The 15,963-nt window shown below is 66.1% G+C and carries 15 protein-coding genes and 1 tRNA gene; 4 read left to right on the forward strand and 12 right to left on the reverse strand.

Going from position 1 to position 15,963, the window contains the following annotated elements; all coding sequences use genetic code 11:
• Nucleotides 1-70: 70 nt before the first annotated feature.
• Complete coding sequence (locus VKF82_12860; GenBank protein HME82947.1) at nt 71-745, reverse strand: hypothetical protein; 675 nt, start codon at nt 743-745, stop codon at nt 71-73.
• Between the two features lie 41 nt (nt 746-786).
• Complete coding sequence (locus VKF82_12865) at nt 787-1,899, reverse strand: citrate/2-methylcitrate synthase (protein ID HME82948.1); 1,113 nt, start codon at nt 1,897-1,899, stop codon at nt 787-789.
• A 139-nt stretch (nt 1,900-2,038) separates the two neighbouring features.
• Here VKF82_12865 and VKF82_12870 point away from each other — a divergent pair, with 139 nt between their 5' ends.
• The gene (locus tag VKF82_12870) at nt 2,039-3,229 is read left to right on the forward strand and encodes a glycosyltransferase (protein HME82949.1); all 1,191 of its coding nucleotides are present in this window, start codon (nt 2,039-2,041) and stop codon (nt 3,227-3,229) included.
• A 16-nt stretch (nt 3,230-3,245) separates the two neighbouring features.
• Here the strand turns inward: VKF82_12870 and VKF82_12875 are convergent, their stop codons facing one another.
• The 6 genes from VKF82_12875 to acnA all read right to left on the reverse strand — a co-directional run bounded on the left by VKF82_12875 (nt 3,246) and on the right by acnA (nt 9,682).
• Nucleotides 3,246-4,199, reverse strand: coding sequence for an ROK family protein (locus VKF82_12875; GenBank protein HME82950.1), 954 nt, complete (start codon nt 4,197-4,199; stop codon nt 3,246-3,248).
• A gap of 25 nt (nt 4,200-4,224) precedes the next feature.
• Nucleotides 4,225-4,311, reverse strand: a tRNA-Leu gene (locus tag VKF82_12880).
• Nucleotides 4,312-4,383: 72 nt separating this feature from the next.
• Nucleotides 4,384-5,307, reverse strand: a complete 924-nt coding sequence (locus tag VKF82_12885) for an ABC transporter permease (protein ID HME82951.1) — start codon at nt 5,305-5,307, stop codon at nt 4,384-4,386.
• A gap of 10 nt (nt 5,308-5,317) precedes the next feature.
• Nucleotides 5,318-6,301, reverse strand: a complete 984-nt coding sequence (locus tag VKF82_12890) for an ABC transporter permease (GenBank protein ID HME82952.1) — start codon at nt 6,299-6,301, stop codon at nt 5,318-5,320.
• A gap of 13 nt (nt 6,302-6,314) precedes the next feature.
• Entirely contained in the window at nt 6,315-6,734 is a 420-nt protein-coding gene (locus VKF82_12895; protein ID HME82953.1) for a hypothetical protein, read from the reverse strand.
• A 185-nt stretch (nt 6,735-6,919) separates the two neighbouring features.
• Nucleotides 6,920-9,682: an aconitate hydratase AcnA gene (acnA, locus tag VKF82_12900; protein HME82954.1), complete on the reverse strand. Its 2,763-nt coding sequence runs from the start codon at nt 9,680-9,682 to the stop codon at nt 6,920-6,922.
• Between the two features lie 119 nt (nt 9,683-9,801).
• Between acnA and VKF82_12905 the strand changes: the two genes are divergently transcribed.
• Nucleotides 9,802-10,551, forward strand: a complete 750-nt coding sequence (locus tag VKF82_12905; protein HME82955.1) for a hypothetical protein — start codon at nt 9,802-9,804, stop codon at nt 10,549-10,551.
• Nucleotides 10,552-10,554: 3 nt separating this feature from the next.
• Here the strand turns inward: VKF82_12905 and VKF82_12910 are convergent, their stop codons facing one another.
• The gene (locus VKF82_12910) at nt 10,555-12,006 is read right to left on the reverse strand and encodes an NADP-dependent isocitrate dehydrogenase (GenBank protein HME82956.1); all 1,452 of its coding nucleotides are present in this window, start codon (nt 12,004-12,006) and stop codon (nt 10,555-10,557) included.
• An 86-nt stretch (nt 12,007-12,092) separates the two neighbouring features.
• On the opposite strand from VKF82_12910, the gene VKF82_12915 reads away from it, so the two are divergent.
• A complete protein-coding gene (locus VKF82_12915; protein ID HME82957.1) occupies nt 12,093-12,377 on the forward strand; it encodes a hypothetical protein in 285 nt (94 codons plus the stop codon).
• A gap of 5 nt (nt 12,378-12,382) precedes the next feature.
• A complete protein-coding gene (locus VKF82_12920) occupies nt 12,383-13,009 on the forward strand; it encodes a cytidylate kinase-like family protein (protein HME82958.1) in 627 nt (208 codons plus the stop codon).
• Here the strand turns inward: VKF82_12920 and VKF82_12925 are convergent.
• The 3 genes from VKF82_12925 to VKF82_12935 form a co-directional block, all read right to left on the reverse strand.
• A complete protein-coding gene (locus tag VKF82_12925; protein HME82959.1) occupies nt 12,999-14,300 on the reverse strand; it encodes a pitrilysin family protein in 1,302 nt (433 codons plus the stop codon). The two genes, VKF82_12920 and VKF82_12925, sit on opposite strands and share 11 nt — an antisense overlap.
• Nucleotides 14,301-14,526: 226 nt before the next feature.
• Nucleotides 14,527-15,105, reverse strand: coding sequence for a DUF4331 family protein (locus VKF82_12930; protein ID HME82960.1), 579 nt, complete (start codon nt 15,103-15,105; stop codon nt 14,527-14,529).
• A 14-nt stretch (nt 15,106-15,119) separates the two neighbouring features.
• On the reverse strand, nt 15,120-15,914 hold the full coding sequence (locus VKF82_12935; protein HME82961.1) for a DUF4331 family protein: 795 nt from the start codon (nt 15,912-15,914) through the stop codon (nt 15,120-15,122).
• Nucleotides 15,915-15,963: the final 49 nt, after the last annotated feature.

The following is a 15,963-nucleotide window of genomic DNA, read 5'->3' on the forward strand; positions in this document are numbered from 1 at the left end:
AGAAAAGGCCCCGAGCATAGCTCGAGGCCTCGACGGGATCGGAGCCCTGGCGCCCGCCCAGGAGCGGCTGCTACTGCTTCTCAGCGTTGATGAGGATGATCGCACGCTTGTCGGAGTTGCGGAACTCGTTGACCGCGGCGATCGCCGCGCCGAGCGGTGCGCCCTTGTCCATCATCTCGCTGATGGACTGTCCGGTGCGCTGTTTGACCTGGGTGTCCATGCCGGCGCGCAGCGGCGGCGGCATCGAGTTGTATTTGTCGAGCACGGCTAAGACCGGTCCGAGCTTCGTGGTGATCATCTTCGGATCCATCACCACGATGGTCGCGCCTTTGGAGTTGCCAGAGACGAACGCGACGTAGCTGATGCCATAGCGATGGACCGTCGACTGGATGCTCTGCGATGTGTTTGCCTTTGTGTAGCCAGCGGGGGGCGCAACAGTCGCCAGCCATTTGTCGAGGTCATCGGTCGACTGCAAGCTCGAGGCGACCACTTCGTGCCCCGTGTAGTTGCCCTTGGCGAGCGACGCCATGGCGGTGCCTTGCTCTTGCGACGGATCGATCGTCTGATGGAATTCGCGCGCGTCGATCACCAACGCGTTGTCCGGCAGCGGCAAGCCGGTATCGTTGGTCAGCGCGGTCGCCGCGGTCGCAGTAGCTTCCGGCGCGCTCGACTGCTGTTGGCCTTTCGAGCAGCCGGCGGCGAGGAGCGCCATGCACGCCGCGGCAATGAGTAGACGGGTTCTCATCGGAACTGTGCCCCCTTCGGAACGATATTGAAAATGCGGGTCTAGCGGCGCTCGATGGAGACCCACGGCAAGCCGACCAACCCGGTGTATTCGACTTGCGGCCGAATCAGCCGGTTATCCTTCATCTGCTCCATGATGTGCGCGGTCCAACCGGCCATGCGCGCGCACGCGAACATGCAGGTGAACGTGTCGGGCTCGATCCCCAGCGCGTACAACGTCGGCGCGCTATAGAACTCGACGTTCGCGTACAAGCGGCGGCCCGGTTTCTTCTCGTGAAGGACCGTGACGGCGACATCTTCGAGGCGGCGCGCCACCGCATACCACTGCGGCGTGCCATTGCTTTGCCCGAGATCGCGCGCCATCTTCTCCAGCGGCTCTGCGCGCGGGTCGCGCACCTTGTACTCGCGGTGTCCGATCCCCATGACCCGGTCGCCTTTGTCGAGGAGCGTACGCACGTACGCCTCGGCCTTCCCCGGTTCGCCGATGTCGAGGATCATCTTCATGACCTTGCCCGGCGCACCGCCATGCAGATCACCCTGCAGGGTCGCGACCGCCGACGTCACCGCGGCGTACATGTCAGCCCACGTGCTCGCCGTAACCCGCGCCGCGAACGTCGACGCGTTGAAACCGTGATCGGCGAGCAACACGAAGTAGACGTCGAGGGTTCGCGCCGCCATCTCGCTGGGCGCCTCGCCGTTCTTCATATAAAGGAAGTTGGCGGCGAGGCCGAGGTCGGCGCGCGGCGCCACCGGTTCGAGGCCGCGGCGCAGGCGGTCAAAGGCGGCCACCGCGGTCGCGGCGGCCGCGGTCAAACGCATCGCGGTCGAGACGTCGGATACGTGCGTGCCGTCGGGACGCGGCGGCACGTGCAGCGAGAGCGACGACACGGCGGTGCGCAGCACATCCATCGGCCACGCGTCATGCGGCACGCCGCGCAACATGTCCAGCACCGCTGCCGGAAGGGCGCGCTGCGCCGCCATCTCGCGCCGGGTCGTGTCGAGCTCGGCGCGATTGGGCAGCCGCCCGTGCCACAGCAAGAACGCGACTTCCTCGAACGACGCGTGCGCCGCGAGGTCGGCGATATCGTAACCGCGGTAGGTGAGACGGCCTTCCTCGCCGGCGACCAAACTGATGCCCGTGCTGCCGACGACCACGCCCTCGAGTCCCGGATTGACGGTGACGCTGCTGTTCTTGACGGTAGTGCCTCCTTTACGCCGTCCCTGAGGTTCTTGCGAGCGGTCGGGGCCACCTCGCCCCAGGGGCAAGGCGTGCCGCGGCGCGAAAACACGCGACGTGCCTGGCGCGCTCGACCGGCCTGATCCGCGACCGCCTTCCGTGCTGTTCTTGTTCTCGGACACGGGCGGCGGGCATCGCACTGCAGCGGAAGCGATCGACCGCGCGCTGCATCGGCTCGCGCAGGGACGCCCCGTGCGCAGCGACATGGTCGACGCGTTTGCCGCGTGCGGCATCTTCCCGCTGCGCGAAGGCATCAAGAGCTACGGCGCGCTGCTCAACGTCCAGCCAAGCCCGTATCCGGCGCTCTTCCACCTCTCGAACGGGCGGACGCGCGCGCGCATCATGACCGAGCTTGGCAAGCCGTTCATCCGGCACAACTTCCGCCAGCTCGTCGAGCGCTTGGATCCGTCGCTGGTCGTGTCGGTGCACCCCTTGCTCAACGAGCTCGCGCGCGAGACCATCGACGAGATGGGCAGCCGCGCTCCGCTGATCACGGTGATCACCGACCTCGTGACCATCCATCACGCGTGGACGTCGGATTCTGCTGCGGATCAGTACGTCGTGGCGTCGGCCGAAGCGGCGCGCGTATGCGTCAGCCGGGGCATCCCGGCCGACCGCGTGCATAACCTCGGCCTGCCGATCCGCGATGGTTTTTCGCCTTCGACCGATCCGACCGCGGACAAGCGCGCGCTGGGGCTCGACCCCGCGCGCCGCACGCTGCTCGTGATGTCCGGCGGCGAAGGCGGCGGACGTCTTCGCAGCATCGTGCGCCAAGTCGCCGGCACCATGCGCGCGCTGAACCTGCAAGTGGTCGCGATCTGCGGACGCAACGAAGGACTGCGCGAGCGCATGCTCGCGCTTGCGCCGCGCTTCGGGCCAGATGCTAAAGTGCTCGGCTTCGTCGACAATATCGCGGATTACATGCGTGCCGCCGACGCGCTGCTGTCGAAGGCGGGGCCGGGGACCATCGCGGAGGCGGCCGCGTGCGGGCTGCCGATCATCATCTGCGACTACATCTCCGGACAAGAAGCGGGCAACTTGGGCTTTGTCGAGTCGCGCGCGGCCGGCGTCGTCGCGCTCGAAGCGCGCGACGTCAGCGCGACGCTGCGCCGTTTCTTCGGCAGCGATCCGGGCGTGCTGCAGTCGTATCGCCGCAGCGCGCTCGAGAGCGCGCGCCCGCACGCGGCGGACGACATCGCACGGTTCTTGCTCGCGCAGCTGCCGGAGCCGGCGAAGGTCGCGGTCTAACCGCTTAGCGCTTCCGTCAGGGAATGCCGTGCAGCGCCAGGCACGCCGCACCGACGATGCCGGCGTTGTTGCCCAGCTTCGCGCGCACGATCGTCGTCTGGTGTTTGGGCGCCATCGTCGTCTGCTCGTCCACCAATCTGGTCAGCGGCGTGACGAGCAGCGAGTCGTCGGTCCGTCCGACGCCGCCGCCGAGCGCGATCATCTCGGGATTGACGAACGCGATGATGTTGGCGATGCCGGTCGCCAGGTCGCGCAGCCACGCGTGCCAGGTCGCCAGCGCGTGCTGATCCCCAGCGGCGGCCGCGCGCGAGATCATCTTCGAGCCCCAATCGACCTGCGGGGTACCGGTCAGCAGCGTGCTGCGCGGAAACGAGGGCGCGAGCGCCAGCGCGTGACGCAGCAGCGCCGTGCCCGACGCCTGGGCCTCGAAGCAGCCCGTCTTCCCGCAGGTGCAGACAAAACCCGAGCTCTCGCGCAGCACGTGATGTCCGATCTCGCCCGCGGCCATCGTGTGGCCCAAGACGAGCTTGCCGTTGGCGACGATGCCGCCGCCGATGCCTGTGCCGAGCGTGATCAGCACGAAATCGCGCGCGCCCTTGCCGACGCCATGCAAGTATTCCCCGATCGTGGCGCAGCGCGCGTCATTGAGCAGGTGGATCGGGCGGCCGAGCTTCTTCTCGAGTTTCTGTTTGAGCGCTACGTCGTGCCAGCCGAAGTTGGGCGAGAAGCGCACGGTCCCCGTGCGCTCGTCGATGTTGCCTGGCGAGCCGACGCCGATGCCTGAGAGTTTGGCGCGCTTGTCGAGCGAGGCGATCGCCTTGCCGACGACTTTGGCCGCCTCGGTGACGACGTACTTGACGTCGTGCGATTCGAGCTCGCGGCTATAGACGTTATGGACGCGGCCGCGCTCGTCGACCGGCGCTGCGGCCACGTGCGTGCCGCCGAGATCCACGCCGATCGCCCATTTCACGACTTCGCTCGCAGCCTTTCGTATGTGGTGCCCAGGACAGGACTCGAACCTGCACCGGTTTTACCCGACTAGCCCCTCAAACTAGCGCGTCTACCAATTCCGCCACCTGGGCGGGCACCTCAAGCGGCCGGTTGGTTTCGGCCGCTGCCAGTGGTTTTCCCCGCGAGGCGTTCGCGGGATTGCATCATTCGACGTTCGGATCGAGCGCGTCGCGCAGACCGTCGCCCATGTAATTGATGGCGAGCACCGTCAAGAAGATGCACAGGCCCGGGAACACGCCGGCCCACCAGGCGATCTGCATGTTCTCTTGCGCGTTGGTCAGCATGTTGCCCCACGACGCCGTCGGCGGCTGGACGCCGAAGCCCAAGTACGACAGCGCGGACTCGAGGATGATGATGCCGGCCACGTCGAGGGTCGCTTGGACGATGATCGGCGCCGCCGCGTTGGGCAACAAGTGCTTGAACATAATCGAGACGTTGCGGCTGCCGATGGCGCGCGCCGCCTCGGCGAACTCCTTCTCGCGCAGGCTCAAGAACGCGCCGCGCACGAGGCGCGCGACGGTCATCCAGGAGAGCACGCCGATGATGAGCGCGACGTACGCCGGGCCGAGCGAGGATTTGACCGAGGTCGCCGCCACGATGCCGGTGAGCACGAGCAGCAGCGGCAGCAGCGGGATGGACAAGAAGACGTCGGTGACGCGCATGATGACGTAATCGACCCAGCCGCCGAAGAAGCCGGCGCACGCGCCCAGGATCGTGCCCAGCACGACTTCGATGAGCATCGCGCTGCCGGCGAGCGAGAGCGAAATGCGTCCGCCGTACATCAAGCGCGTGAGCAGGTCGCGTCCAAGCTCGTCGGTGCCGAGGATGTGTCCGTTGACGCCCGGCGCGAGCGGCGTGCCCTGCCACACCGGGTCGATGGCGGCCGGATCGTAATGCGAGAGCAGCGGCGCGAAGATCGCGGCCAGCACGAAGACGAGCAGCACGACGGCGCCGATGAGCGCAGGCCGGTGGCGCGAGAACTTCTTCCAGGCGAGATTGCGCCGCCCGACAAGATCTTCGTCGTCTCGAATGACCAGGGGCGTAAGGGTTTGGGTTACGACTGCCAAGGCCGGACTCCTAATCGTACTTGACGCGTGGATCGAGCCAGCCGTACGCCAGATCCGCGAGCAAGTTGAACAGCACGACGAGAATCGAGATGAGCACCAGATAACCCATGAGCAGGCCGAAATCTTGTTGGCCCAGCGCGGTGATGAACAGCCGTCCGGCGCCCGGCCACGCGAAGATCTGCTCGGTGATCAGCGCGCCGCCCACCAAGAACGGTATGGTGAGCGCGACGACGGTCACCACCGGCATAAGCCCGTTCTTGAGACCGTGCTTGAGCAGAATCGTCATGAAGGGCAGACCCTTGGCGGCCGCGGTGCGCATGTAGTCGGTGTGCAGCACCTCTTGCATCGAGGCGCGCGTGAAGCGCGACCACGTCGCGACCTGCAGCAGGGCGAGCACGGTGACCGGCAAGATCAGATGCCTGATGCGGTCGAGCAAGTCGCCGCCGTCCGTCGAGGTCATCCCGGCCGAGGGCAGCTGGAGGTCGAACGCGTAGCCGAACGCCTGCAGATGGATGCCTTTGACCGCGAACAGCAGTTGGAGCAGCAGCGCGAAGAAGAACGAGGGCATCGACTGTCCGAAGAACGCGAACGTCGTCACGAAATAATCGAGCGGCGAGTAGGGGCGCAGCGCGGCGAGGATGCCGAGCGTCAGGCCGATCGCGAGCGAGATGATGAACGAGGTCACCATCAGCTCGAGCGTCGCGGGCAAGCGCTCCACGAACGCTTCGACGACGGTGGTCGAGTTCAGGGTCGACCAGCCCCAGTCGCCGTGCAGCACTTTCCCGAGCCAATTGAGGTACTGCACGTAGACCGGCCGGTCGAGGCCGAGATTGTGCTGCAGGCGCGCGATGTCGGCTGCGGTCAGGTGCGGATTGCCGGCGTAGGCGGCGAGGCCGCCGCCCGGCATAGCGTGCAGGATGGCGAACAGGATCATGCTGATCAGCAGCAGGAGCGGAATCGCCTGAAGGGTGCGCCGGATCGCGTACGTCAGCATAGCATCATCACTATTACGGCGTAGGCTGGGTGACCGGTTTGCCGTCGGCACGGCGGATGTCGTCTGCCACGACCCAGCCGTAGTGCCCGCGGTTCGGTCCGTCGGTCAGCTTCACGCCGACCAAATCGAGATTCGAACTGGTGTATTTCGGGCGAGCAGCGGCCTCCTTGCATCCGACCGCAACCGCTTTTGTCCCGGGTTGGGCCAATACCGTGTGGCGCAGCACCGTCTCCGTGTCGTAGTCTCCCTGGAGGTATGCCGCCAAACGCTGCGACGAATCCCAGACGAAGACGTCGGGATCGGGGCTTTGCGAAGCGAGCATCACATGATCGCCGAGCGCTACCACGCAGGCGGCAGACGCTTGGGCGGCCAGCACAGCGAAGGCGGAAACGAAGAACCCAAAGGCGAGCGTGCGCGGCCACCTGACGAACATGCGGTTGCCGGGTTTCGCTGTCCCGGGCCGCCATCCCGCTAAGAATGAAGGGTGGACGGGCGCTTTGCATGCCGGTGCGCCCTTGCCCGCAGCCCGATCGAGTTCGCTCAAGTCGCGCCCGCGCCGGCTATCCTTTGATCGTCCGGCGTCATGACGTCGTCGAGCATGCTGTTCATCGTCCCCCGCTAGCGCGAGGCGTGCAACTGCCGCAATACGTACGGCAAGATGCCGTCGTTGCGATAGTACTCGACCTCATCGGGCGTGTCGATCCGCACGATGACGATGAACGACTTTTCCCCGTTGGCGCCCGTTGCGCGCACCGTGAGCCTCTTGCCGACGCTCATCCCGCCGGCGATTCCCTCGATGGTGTATGACTCGTCGCCGGTCAAGCCGAGCGACGCGGCCGATTCCCCCGGCTCGAACTGGAGCGGCAGCACGCCCATGCCGATGAGGTTGGAGCGGTGGATGCGCTCGAAGCTCTGCGCGATCGCTGCACGGACGCCCAACAAGCGCGGCCCTTTGGCTGCCCAATCACGCGACGAGCCAGAACCGTATTCTTTGCCGGCGATGACGATAAGCGGTACCCCTTCGCGCTCGTACTGCATCGCGGCATCGTAGATCGTCATCTCTTTGCCGTCGGGCAGGTGGCGCGTCACGCCGCCTTCGGTACCGGGCGCCAGCAGATTGCGCAACCGCACGTTGGCGAACGTGCCGCGCATCATCACTTCGTGATTGCCGCGCCGGGCACCGTACGAGTTGAAGTCCTGCGGATCGACGCCGTGCGCGATCAAGTACTTGCCGGCGGGGCTGTTCTTGCCGATCGAACCGGCGGGCGAGATGTGGTCCGTCGTTACGCTGTCGCCGAGCAGCGCGAGGACGCGCGCGCCCACGATGTCGCGCAGCGGCGGCGGCGTGGCGGTAACGCCGTCGAAGAACGGCGGCTTGCGCACGTACGTGGATTGCGGATCCCACGCGAAGCGATCGCCTTTCGGGACCTCGAGCGACTTCCAACGCTCGTCGCCGCCGAACGCGTCGGCGTAGCGGCGCTTGAACATCGCGTCGGCGACGCACTCGGCGACGGTGGCGTTGATCTCCGCCGAGGTCGGCCATATGTCGCGCAGATAAACGGGCTTGCCCGCGCTGTCGTGCCCCAACGGCTCGGCCGCAAGGTCGATCTCCATCGTGCCGGCCAGCGCGTACGCGACGACGAGCGGCGGCGACGCGAGATAGTTCGCGCGCACGAGCGGGTGGATGCGGCCTTCGAAGTTGCGATTGCCCGAGAGCACGGCGCACACGACGAGATCGTGATCGGTGATCGCCGCGGCGATCGGCTCGGCCAAGGGGCCGCTGTTGCCGATGCACGTCGTGCAGCCATAGCCGACCAGGTAGAATCCCAACTTTTCCAGGTACGGGGTCAGGCCGGCTTTCTTGAGATAATCGGTGACGACTTTCGAGCCGGGTGCGAGGCTGGTCTTCACCCACGGCTTTGAGACGAGGCCTTTTTCGACCGCTTTCTTGGCGAGCAGTCCCGCCCCGACCATGACCGACGGGTTCGACGTGTTCGTGCAGCTGGTGATGGCGGCGATGACGACGGCGCCGTCGCACAACTCCGCTTCCTCACCGTTCTCGCCGGTGTACGTGGCTCGCCGGCGCGCCTGCGCCGCGGTGAGCGTGCTGCCGCCTTCTTCAGCCCAGCGCTCGGCGGCGACGACCGGCGTCTTTGGCGCGGGCCGTCCAAGCGCGAACGCCTCCATGGCCGTCTCAAAGGATTGCTTGGCGCCGCGCAGCGGCACGCGGTCTTGCGGACGGCGCGGTCCTGCGAGGCTGGGCTCGACGCTGCCCAGATCGAGGTCGAGCACGTCGGTGTACAGCGGCTCGGGCGACGCATCGGTGCGGAACAACCCTTGCGCCTGCGCATACGCGCGCACGTGCGCGACGTGCGCATCTGCGCGGCCGGTGAGCCGCATATACTTGAGCGTCTCTTCATCGATCGGGAAGATCGCGCACGTGGATCCGTACTCCGGCGACATGTTGCCGATCGTCGCGCGGTCGGCCAGGCTCAGATTGCTCAATCCGGCGCCGAAGAACTCGACGAATTTGCCGACCACGCCCTTGCGGCGCAGCATCTCGGTGACGGTGAGCACGAGGTCGGTCGCGGTCGCGCCTTCGGGCAGCTTGCCGCGCAGCCGGAAGCCGATGACTTCGGGGATCAACATCGAGACCGGCTGGCCGAGCATCGCCGCTTCCGCCTCGATGCCGCCGACGCCCCAGCCCAGGACTCCCAGACCGTTGACCATCGTCGTGTGCGAATCGGTGCCCACCAGCGTGTCCGGATAGGCGAACGTCTGGCCGTCGCGCTCTTCACGGAAGATCACGCGCGCGAGATACTCGAGGTTCACCTGGTGGACGATGCCCGTGTCGGGCGGCAGCGCTTTGAAACGGCGCAGCGCGTCTTGCGCCCACTTGAGCAGTTGATAGCGCTCGCCGTTGCGCGCGAACTCCAGGTCCGCGTTGATCTGAAACGCCTGCAGCGAGCCGTATGCGTCGACCTGCACCGAATGATCGATGACGAGCTCGACGTCTTGCAACGGATTGATCTTGTTCGGGTCGCCCGCAAGATCGGCCATGGCGTCGCGCATAGCGGCCAAGTCGACCACACACGGCACGCCGGTGAAGTCCTGCAGCAGCACGCGTGCGGGGCGGAAGGCGATCTCGCGATCCGAAGGCCGTTTCGGATCCCACGAGGCGAGCGCTTCGATATGCGCCACGGTCACCGAGCGCCCGTCTTCGAAGCGCAGCAGATTCTCGAGCAGCACCTTGAGCGAGAACGGCAGTTTGTCGACGTGGCCGACCCCGGCGTCGCTCAGCGCGCCGAGCCGGCAGTAGGTGGATCGTTTGCCGTCGACGTCGAGCGTCGCCGTGCTCTTGAACGAGTCGATCTTCGTCATAGCCCCAGCCATTTCGGCAGGCCGTTCGCACGGGCCTACGCAGAGCGCGCCGCGCAAGGATTCACGTGCGCACTCACCAAGGGTGAGCCCAGCGTTCCTTACCGTTCCGGAGGCGTCAGATGCGGTTCTTGTTCGTCGTGGCGTTGCTGGCGATCGTTTCCCTCGCGCCGCCGGCGCGGGCGCTGGCCGCGAATGCGCTGACGCCGTCAGGATATCTACAGTACACGCCAACGTTCGGCGACACGTACAACGGCGTCACGACTGACGACGGCGACCACTTGTCCGGATCGTATTCGGCCAAGGCCCAAGCGTATTTCGGACGCTTCAGCGCCGCGTATCTGTACTACCGCGATCTCTCGACCAGCCAGGCGAACGGCACGACGGCAAGCGGGGCGCCCGGCACGGTGATCTCATATCCCGCCGCACAAGTCGTCATGCCCGTCTTCACTGCGTCCGACGCGGAATCGGAGATCCGGCTCGAGTATCAACCGGTGAGAATACCGGTGTATTTCGGGCTGGCGTACAGCAACTCGTTCAACAACTACGGGTTCCCGCGGCTGACCGCGTTCGGCGTCGGCGTCGAACTGGCGCCCAATCCCAAACATCTGCTCAGCCCGTACGGCTCGTTCTACTATTTTCCGAATCAGACCGGGACCTATCCGCTTGCCGATCCGAACAACCCCGCAAGCGGTTCGGTCGGTTCCTCGTTTCGCGCCAACGAGCTCGACCTGGGAGGCTCGCTCGCGTTCCCCAAGACGGCGCTGAGCCTCGTGGTAGGCTATTACCAGACGACCAACGTGCGGCGCACGGGCACGTTCAACTTCGTGCGCGACGGCCCGTATGTCGGTCTGGGCTATCGGGTGAAGTAGAAGCTACTCGCCCGGGATGCCCGAGAACGCGGGCTCGCCGTCGAACGTGCACAGCGATTCCGTCTGGATGAAATCGAAGCCGGCATCGGCCACGCGCTGCAGCAGCCGCGTGATCTGCGCGTGCGACACGTCGCCGCCCGAGCGCGAGACGAAGCGGCAGCGCCACTGGTCGGTGCACAGGGTCTCAGGCAGTCCCTTAGGCCACACGCGCGTGCCGCGATTGAGGACCGCCTTCAATTCCAATTCGTCGCCTGCGGTTTTCGACAGCGCCGCGCCAAGCTCGTCCGGCGTGCCGCTCGACCAGTCGAGGTAGACGTCGACGCCGACCGTCTTCTTCTTGCGCTTGTCGGTGGCGAGCGCCGCGAACACGGCGCCTTTCTCCGGCGCGACGTCCTTGTACGCGACCGCTTTGAGGTGCTGCGGCGATTGCCCGAGGCGCGCGATCACGGCCTGAGCGAATTCTTTGGTGCCGACTTTCTGCTTGCTGGTTCCGTCACGATAGATATCGTACGTGTGGATGCCATCCTCGATCGTGCGCAGCCACGCGTTGTGGAAGCGCGTCGCGACATCCGCCTGTCCGATGTGGACCAGCATCATCACCGCGCCGAGCATCAAGCCAGAAGGATTGGCGACGTTTTGACCCGCGCGCCGCGGCGCCGAACCGTGGATCGCCTCGAACATCGAGCAGACCTCGCCGATGTTAGCGGAGCCTGCAAGGCCGACCGACCCGGTGATCTGCGCGGCCACGTCGGACAGGATGTCGCCGTATAGATTCGGCAGGACGAGCACGTCGAACGCCTCGGGCGTATCGGCGAGTTTGGCGGCGCCTATGTCGACGATCCAATGCTCGTGCTCGATCTGCGGATATTCTTTGGCGACTTCGTCGAAGATCTTGTGGAACAGCCCGTCGGTGAGTTTGAGGATGTTGTCTTTGGTGAAGCAGGTGACTTTCTTGCGCTCGTTGCGGCGCGCGTATTCGAACGCGTAACGCACGATGCGCTCGCTGCCGGGCCGCGAGATGAGCTTGAGCGCCTGCGTCATCTGGTGCGTCTGCTGGTACTCGATGCCGCCGTAGACGTCTTCCTCGTTCTCGCGCACGATCACGACGTCCATCACCGGATGCTTCGTCTTCACGTAGGGCGCGTACGAGACGCATGGGCGCACGTTGGCGTAGAGGCCGAGCGCGGTGCGCGTGGTCACGTTGAGGCTCTTATAGCCGCCGCCTTGCGGCGTGGTGATCGGCGCTTTGAGGAAGACCTTGGTGCTGCGCAGCGACTCCCACGCGCTGGGCGCGATGCCGGCCGGGTTGCCCGCCAAGTAGACCTTCTCGCCGATCTCGATGACGTCGGTCTGCAGGCGCGCGCCGGCGGCCTTGAGCACCTCGAGCGTCGCGCTCATGATCTCGGGACCGATGCCGTCGCCGTAAGCGACGGTGATGGGCGTCGTGCCTGGCATCTTTTCTCCCGCCCTCGAGAGGGCGCGACTACAGTTATCGGAGCGGAGGGCGGGGTCCCGCCCGTGCGAAATGGTTGGGCCGACATATGGCACAGTCACAGGTCATCGCCGCGCGATTTCCGCAGATGCGCTACGCGACGAGCGCGATCGATTGGTTCCGCAATCAGGGCATCGACGCGTCGGCCATCGGGGCGTTCGCCGTGCCGCCGGGCGGCCAGCCTCGCCCGCCGCGTCCCGGCGACAACCAGCGCGACGATCTGACGTGGATCGTCTCGCTCGACCTGTCGCGCGCGAACATCACGCGGCGCGTCGCGATGGATGCGATGAAACGCGAAGGCGGCAAGCTCATCGCCGCTGCTCCCGCGGCGTAACGCCGGTGATCGTCGCGATCGCGCGCGAGCTCGGCGCCGGCGGCCGCGGCGTCGGGGAAGCGGTCGCAGCGGCGCTCGAGATACCGCTGCTCGACAACGAGATCGTCAATCTGGTCGCCGAACGCATCGGTGCGCCCGAGGCCTACGTCGCGCAGCGCGACGAGCAGGTGGAGAGCTTCACCGAGCGCGTGCTGCGCGGCATCACCGCCGCGTATCCGGAATCGCTGTCCTCACAGGGGCTGCCCGACTGGTCCGAAGAGCATCTCGTACAGCTCACCGAGACGATCATCAAAGAACGCGCGGCGAGCGAGTCGCTGGTGGTGATCGGACGCGGCGCGCCCTTGCTGCTCAAAGACCGGCTCGATGTCGTGCGCGTGTTCGTCTCGGCGCCTGGGGCCGAACGCGCAGCGCGCATCGCCGCCCGCTTGGGGCTTTCGTCCGACGACGCGCTCAAAGAGATGCGCAAGTCGGACCAACATCGCGCGTCTTATTACAAAGAGCACTACGGCGTGACGGATTGGCGCGACCCGCGCCATTACGATCTGGTGGTCAACACCGCGCGCCTCGGCATCGAGGGTGCTGCGCGCCTTATCGTCGAGGCGGCACGGGGTTCGCTGCGGCCTACTTCCTGATCGCCTCGAGCGCCGGAGCGGCGCCGATGGCGCACAGCGCGCCGGATTCCCAGTGGATCGCCGATTTGACGAAATCGTTGAAGTCCGAAGCGCGCACGCCGGCGAGCATGTCGAGCTCCTGCGCTGGCGTGACCAGCGGCTGGTCGAAGAGCGCCAGCTCGGCATAACGGCGCGCCATCTCGGCGTTCCATTCGGCGTAGAGCGAGATCTGCGACGCGAACGCTTCGCGGCCGCGGTCGAATTCCTCGGCGGAAAAACCGTGGCGCGTGTCCTCGAGGATGCGCCGCATCTCGCGCACCGCTTGCTTGGCGCGGCCGCGTCCGACCGCGGCCATCGCGCTCATGACGCCGACGTTGCCGTAGAAGTCCTGCGTCGCGTAGACTTCGTACGCGAGCCCGAGCTTCTCGCGCAGCCCATCCCACAGCCGGCTGCCGTCACCTTCGCCGATCATGGTCTGCGCGAGTTGCGTGCGCAAGACCGCGTCGTAGCCGTCGGGGTAGGACGGCGTAGTCGTGGAGATCGAGAACCAGACCTGTTGCGTGTTCGCCCGGCGCAGCGTCTTGGCGCGGCGCGCAAGGTGCATGGACGGCTGGTACGTAGCGAAGAGCGGCGTTCGTGGCACGATCGCGTCCGGCGCTGCGCGCCACGAACCGAAGTGGCGTTGCGCCGCGTCGAACAGCTCCCGACGGCTCAAGGGGCCGGCCAGGCTCAGCACTGCGTTGCGCGGATGGAACAGCTTGCGGTGGAAATTGCGCACCTGCGTACGCGAGATGTCGCGCACGGTGGCGGGCGTGCCCCCGATGTCGCGGCCCAGGGGATGCGAGCCCCACAGCGCTTCGTCGGTGAGCACCTCGATGCGCTTGCTCGGATCGTCTTCCCAATCGCGCAGCTCCTCCAGCACGACTTTGCGCTCGGTCTCGATATCGGCAGGCGCGAAGAGCGGGCGGCGCACGACGCTGCTGATGAGATCGAGCGCCTGGTCGGCCTTACCGACCGGCACGCTGCCCGAGATCGAGATCAATTCTTTGCTGGTGGAGGGATCGAAGCGATTGCCGCAGCGCTGCATCGCGGCCGCCAGCTGCGGGCGCGAGTAATCCAGCGTGGCTTTGAAGATGAGGTGCTCGAGGAAATGTGCGAGCCCGTTGGCGTTGCGCGGATCGTAGATCGAGCCCGCGCGCAGCGCGAGCGCGATGCTGAGCGTGCCGGAATGGGGCGTGTGCGTCGCGACGACGCGCAGGCCATTGCGCAGCCGCTGGCTTGTCGGCGCGGAGTTCTCTATGCGCGGGGGCATGGTGTGGCTTTCCTGGTGTGGCGTTGTGCGGCCGCCCGTATGGGCGATAGTACGTATTCGCCACGCGGGGTCAGAACGTCTAGGCGGGGCAGGGACGAGGCTATGCGGGTTTGGCCGTTCCGACGTCCCACCTTGCGAAATTAATGGCCTTATTTGGGCGGCCAAGCAAACAAGGAAGCGGGCCGATCATCGGCCCGCTTCACGGTGGTGCGATGCTCCCTTTGAGTCAGCGCGGCGAGCCCACGTAAGGGAAGGTCGCCGTGTCATGCTTGCCGCCGTACGGCACGTTGTCGGTCGCCAGACACGGCGACTCTTTCCCGTCGTCGGCGACCAAGCCGAGCGCCGAGAGCGTGTTGCCGAAGATGACGCTCAACGAAAGGCCGATGACGTCATCGTGCAGGCCGCGTCCGCCGAAGGGACTGATGCCGCTGCCCGCCGGCGACGTCTCGACGCCGAGATAGCCCGCGCCCACGCCGGTCTTGGAAAGATCGGCCACCTGCACGTCGGGGATCAACACGTTCTGTGTCAGGTTCGCCGTCGCGGCCGAGCGTCCGGCGACCGACGTCATGAACGAGTTGATGTCGCCGGGCAGCACCGGATCCGAGAACGGCGAGCTGCGATTGGTCTGATCGTGGCGCGCATACGCCTCGAACGCCTCTTTGACCGCGGGCCTCGCCAAGCGTTCGATCTGCACGTACGATTGCGGGCCCGGAGTGGTATTGGTGGTCGATGAGCTCGAGCACGCGCCGGCCGCCACGGAGGCGATCGCGACGGCGCACAGCCCTAGTGTCGTGATGATGCGCATGGTCAGTGAACCTCCTACGAGCCTGTCGTGGTGCTGGTCGTCGCCCAGACTTTGATGACTCCGGGCGTTCCGGACGAGGGAGCGAGCAGCGTGCGCGGCAGCTCGACGACCAGCGAGAGCACGTTGAAACCGTTGGTCGACAAGAAGTCCTGCGCAGCGGTGTGATCGCACGTCGTCGTGGTGCCCGAATTCGGGAATCCGCGGAACGAACTCGCGCTCGGGGGCGGCGGGTTGGGCTGGTTCTGGTAGTTGCGATCCGGGATGATCATGAAGAAGCGTGCGAGATCGAAGAAGAACGGGTCTTCGCGCGGGCCTGCGAACACCTGGATGCTCTTGCCATTGAGCGTCAGCGTCGCCGGCGTGTTGAACGCGAACGTGCCCGTCTGTCCGACGAATGTCGAGGTCGTGCCGACGGCGTTAGGCTTCGCCGGACCGTACATCGCCAGCGTCTGCCCCGTCCCCGAGCCGCTGGCTTTGAACTGGATGACGAGATCTTCAGCGGTGTCGGAGCCGAGCGCGATCTTGAACTGATACATGACGGCTGGATCGAACGCGAAACTGCCCGACTGGCCCATCGGGATCAGCGGGTTCACATCCATGACGAGCACGACGTTGTTGTTCTGCTCGGCGCCGCCGGTCGGCGGCGGGAACACGAACACGTCGGTGATGTCCGCGCCGGGCCGCGCGATCATGGTCGGAGAGTCTTGGTGGTCTGAACCGCGCACCGGGTGCGCGTTGTACAGTATGAGCGCTCCGGCGAGCGCCGCGATGGCCGCGCCGCCGGCTATGGGCAGCATCCTTGCGTTCATTGGTCGCCTCCCTGGTGGCAAGTGACACCCGCATAACGGGCCGCGATGA

The organism is Candidatus Eremiobacteraceae bacterium, from assembly GCA_035314825.1.
Classification (GTDB): Bacteria; Vulcanimicrobiota; Vulcanimicrobiia; order Eremiobacterales; family Eremiobacteraceae; genus JAFAHD01.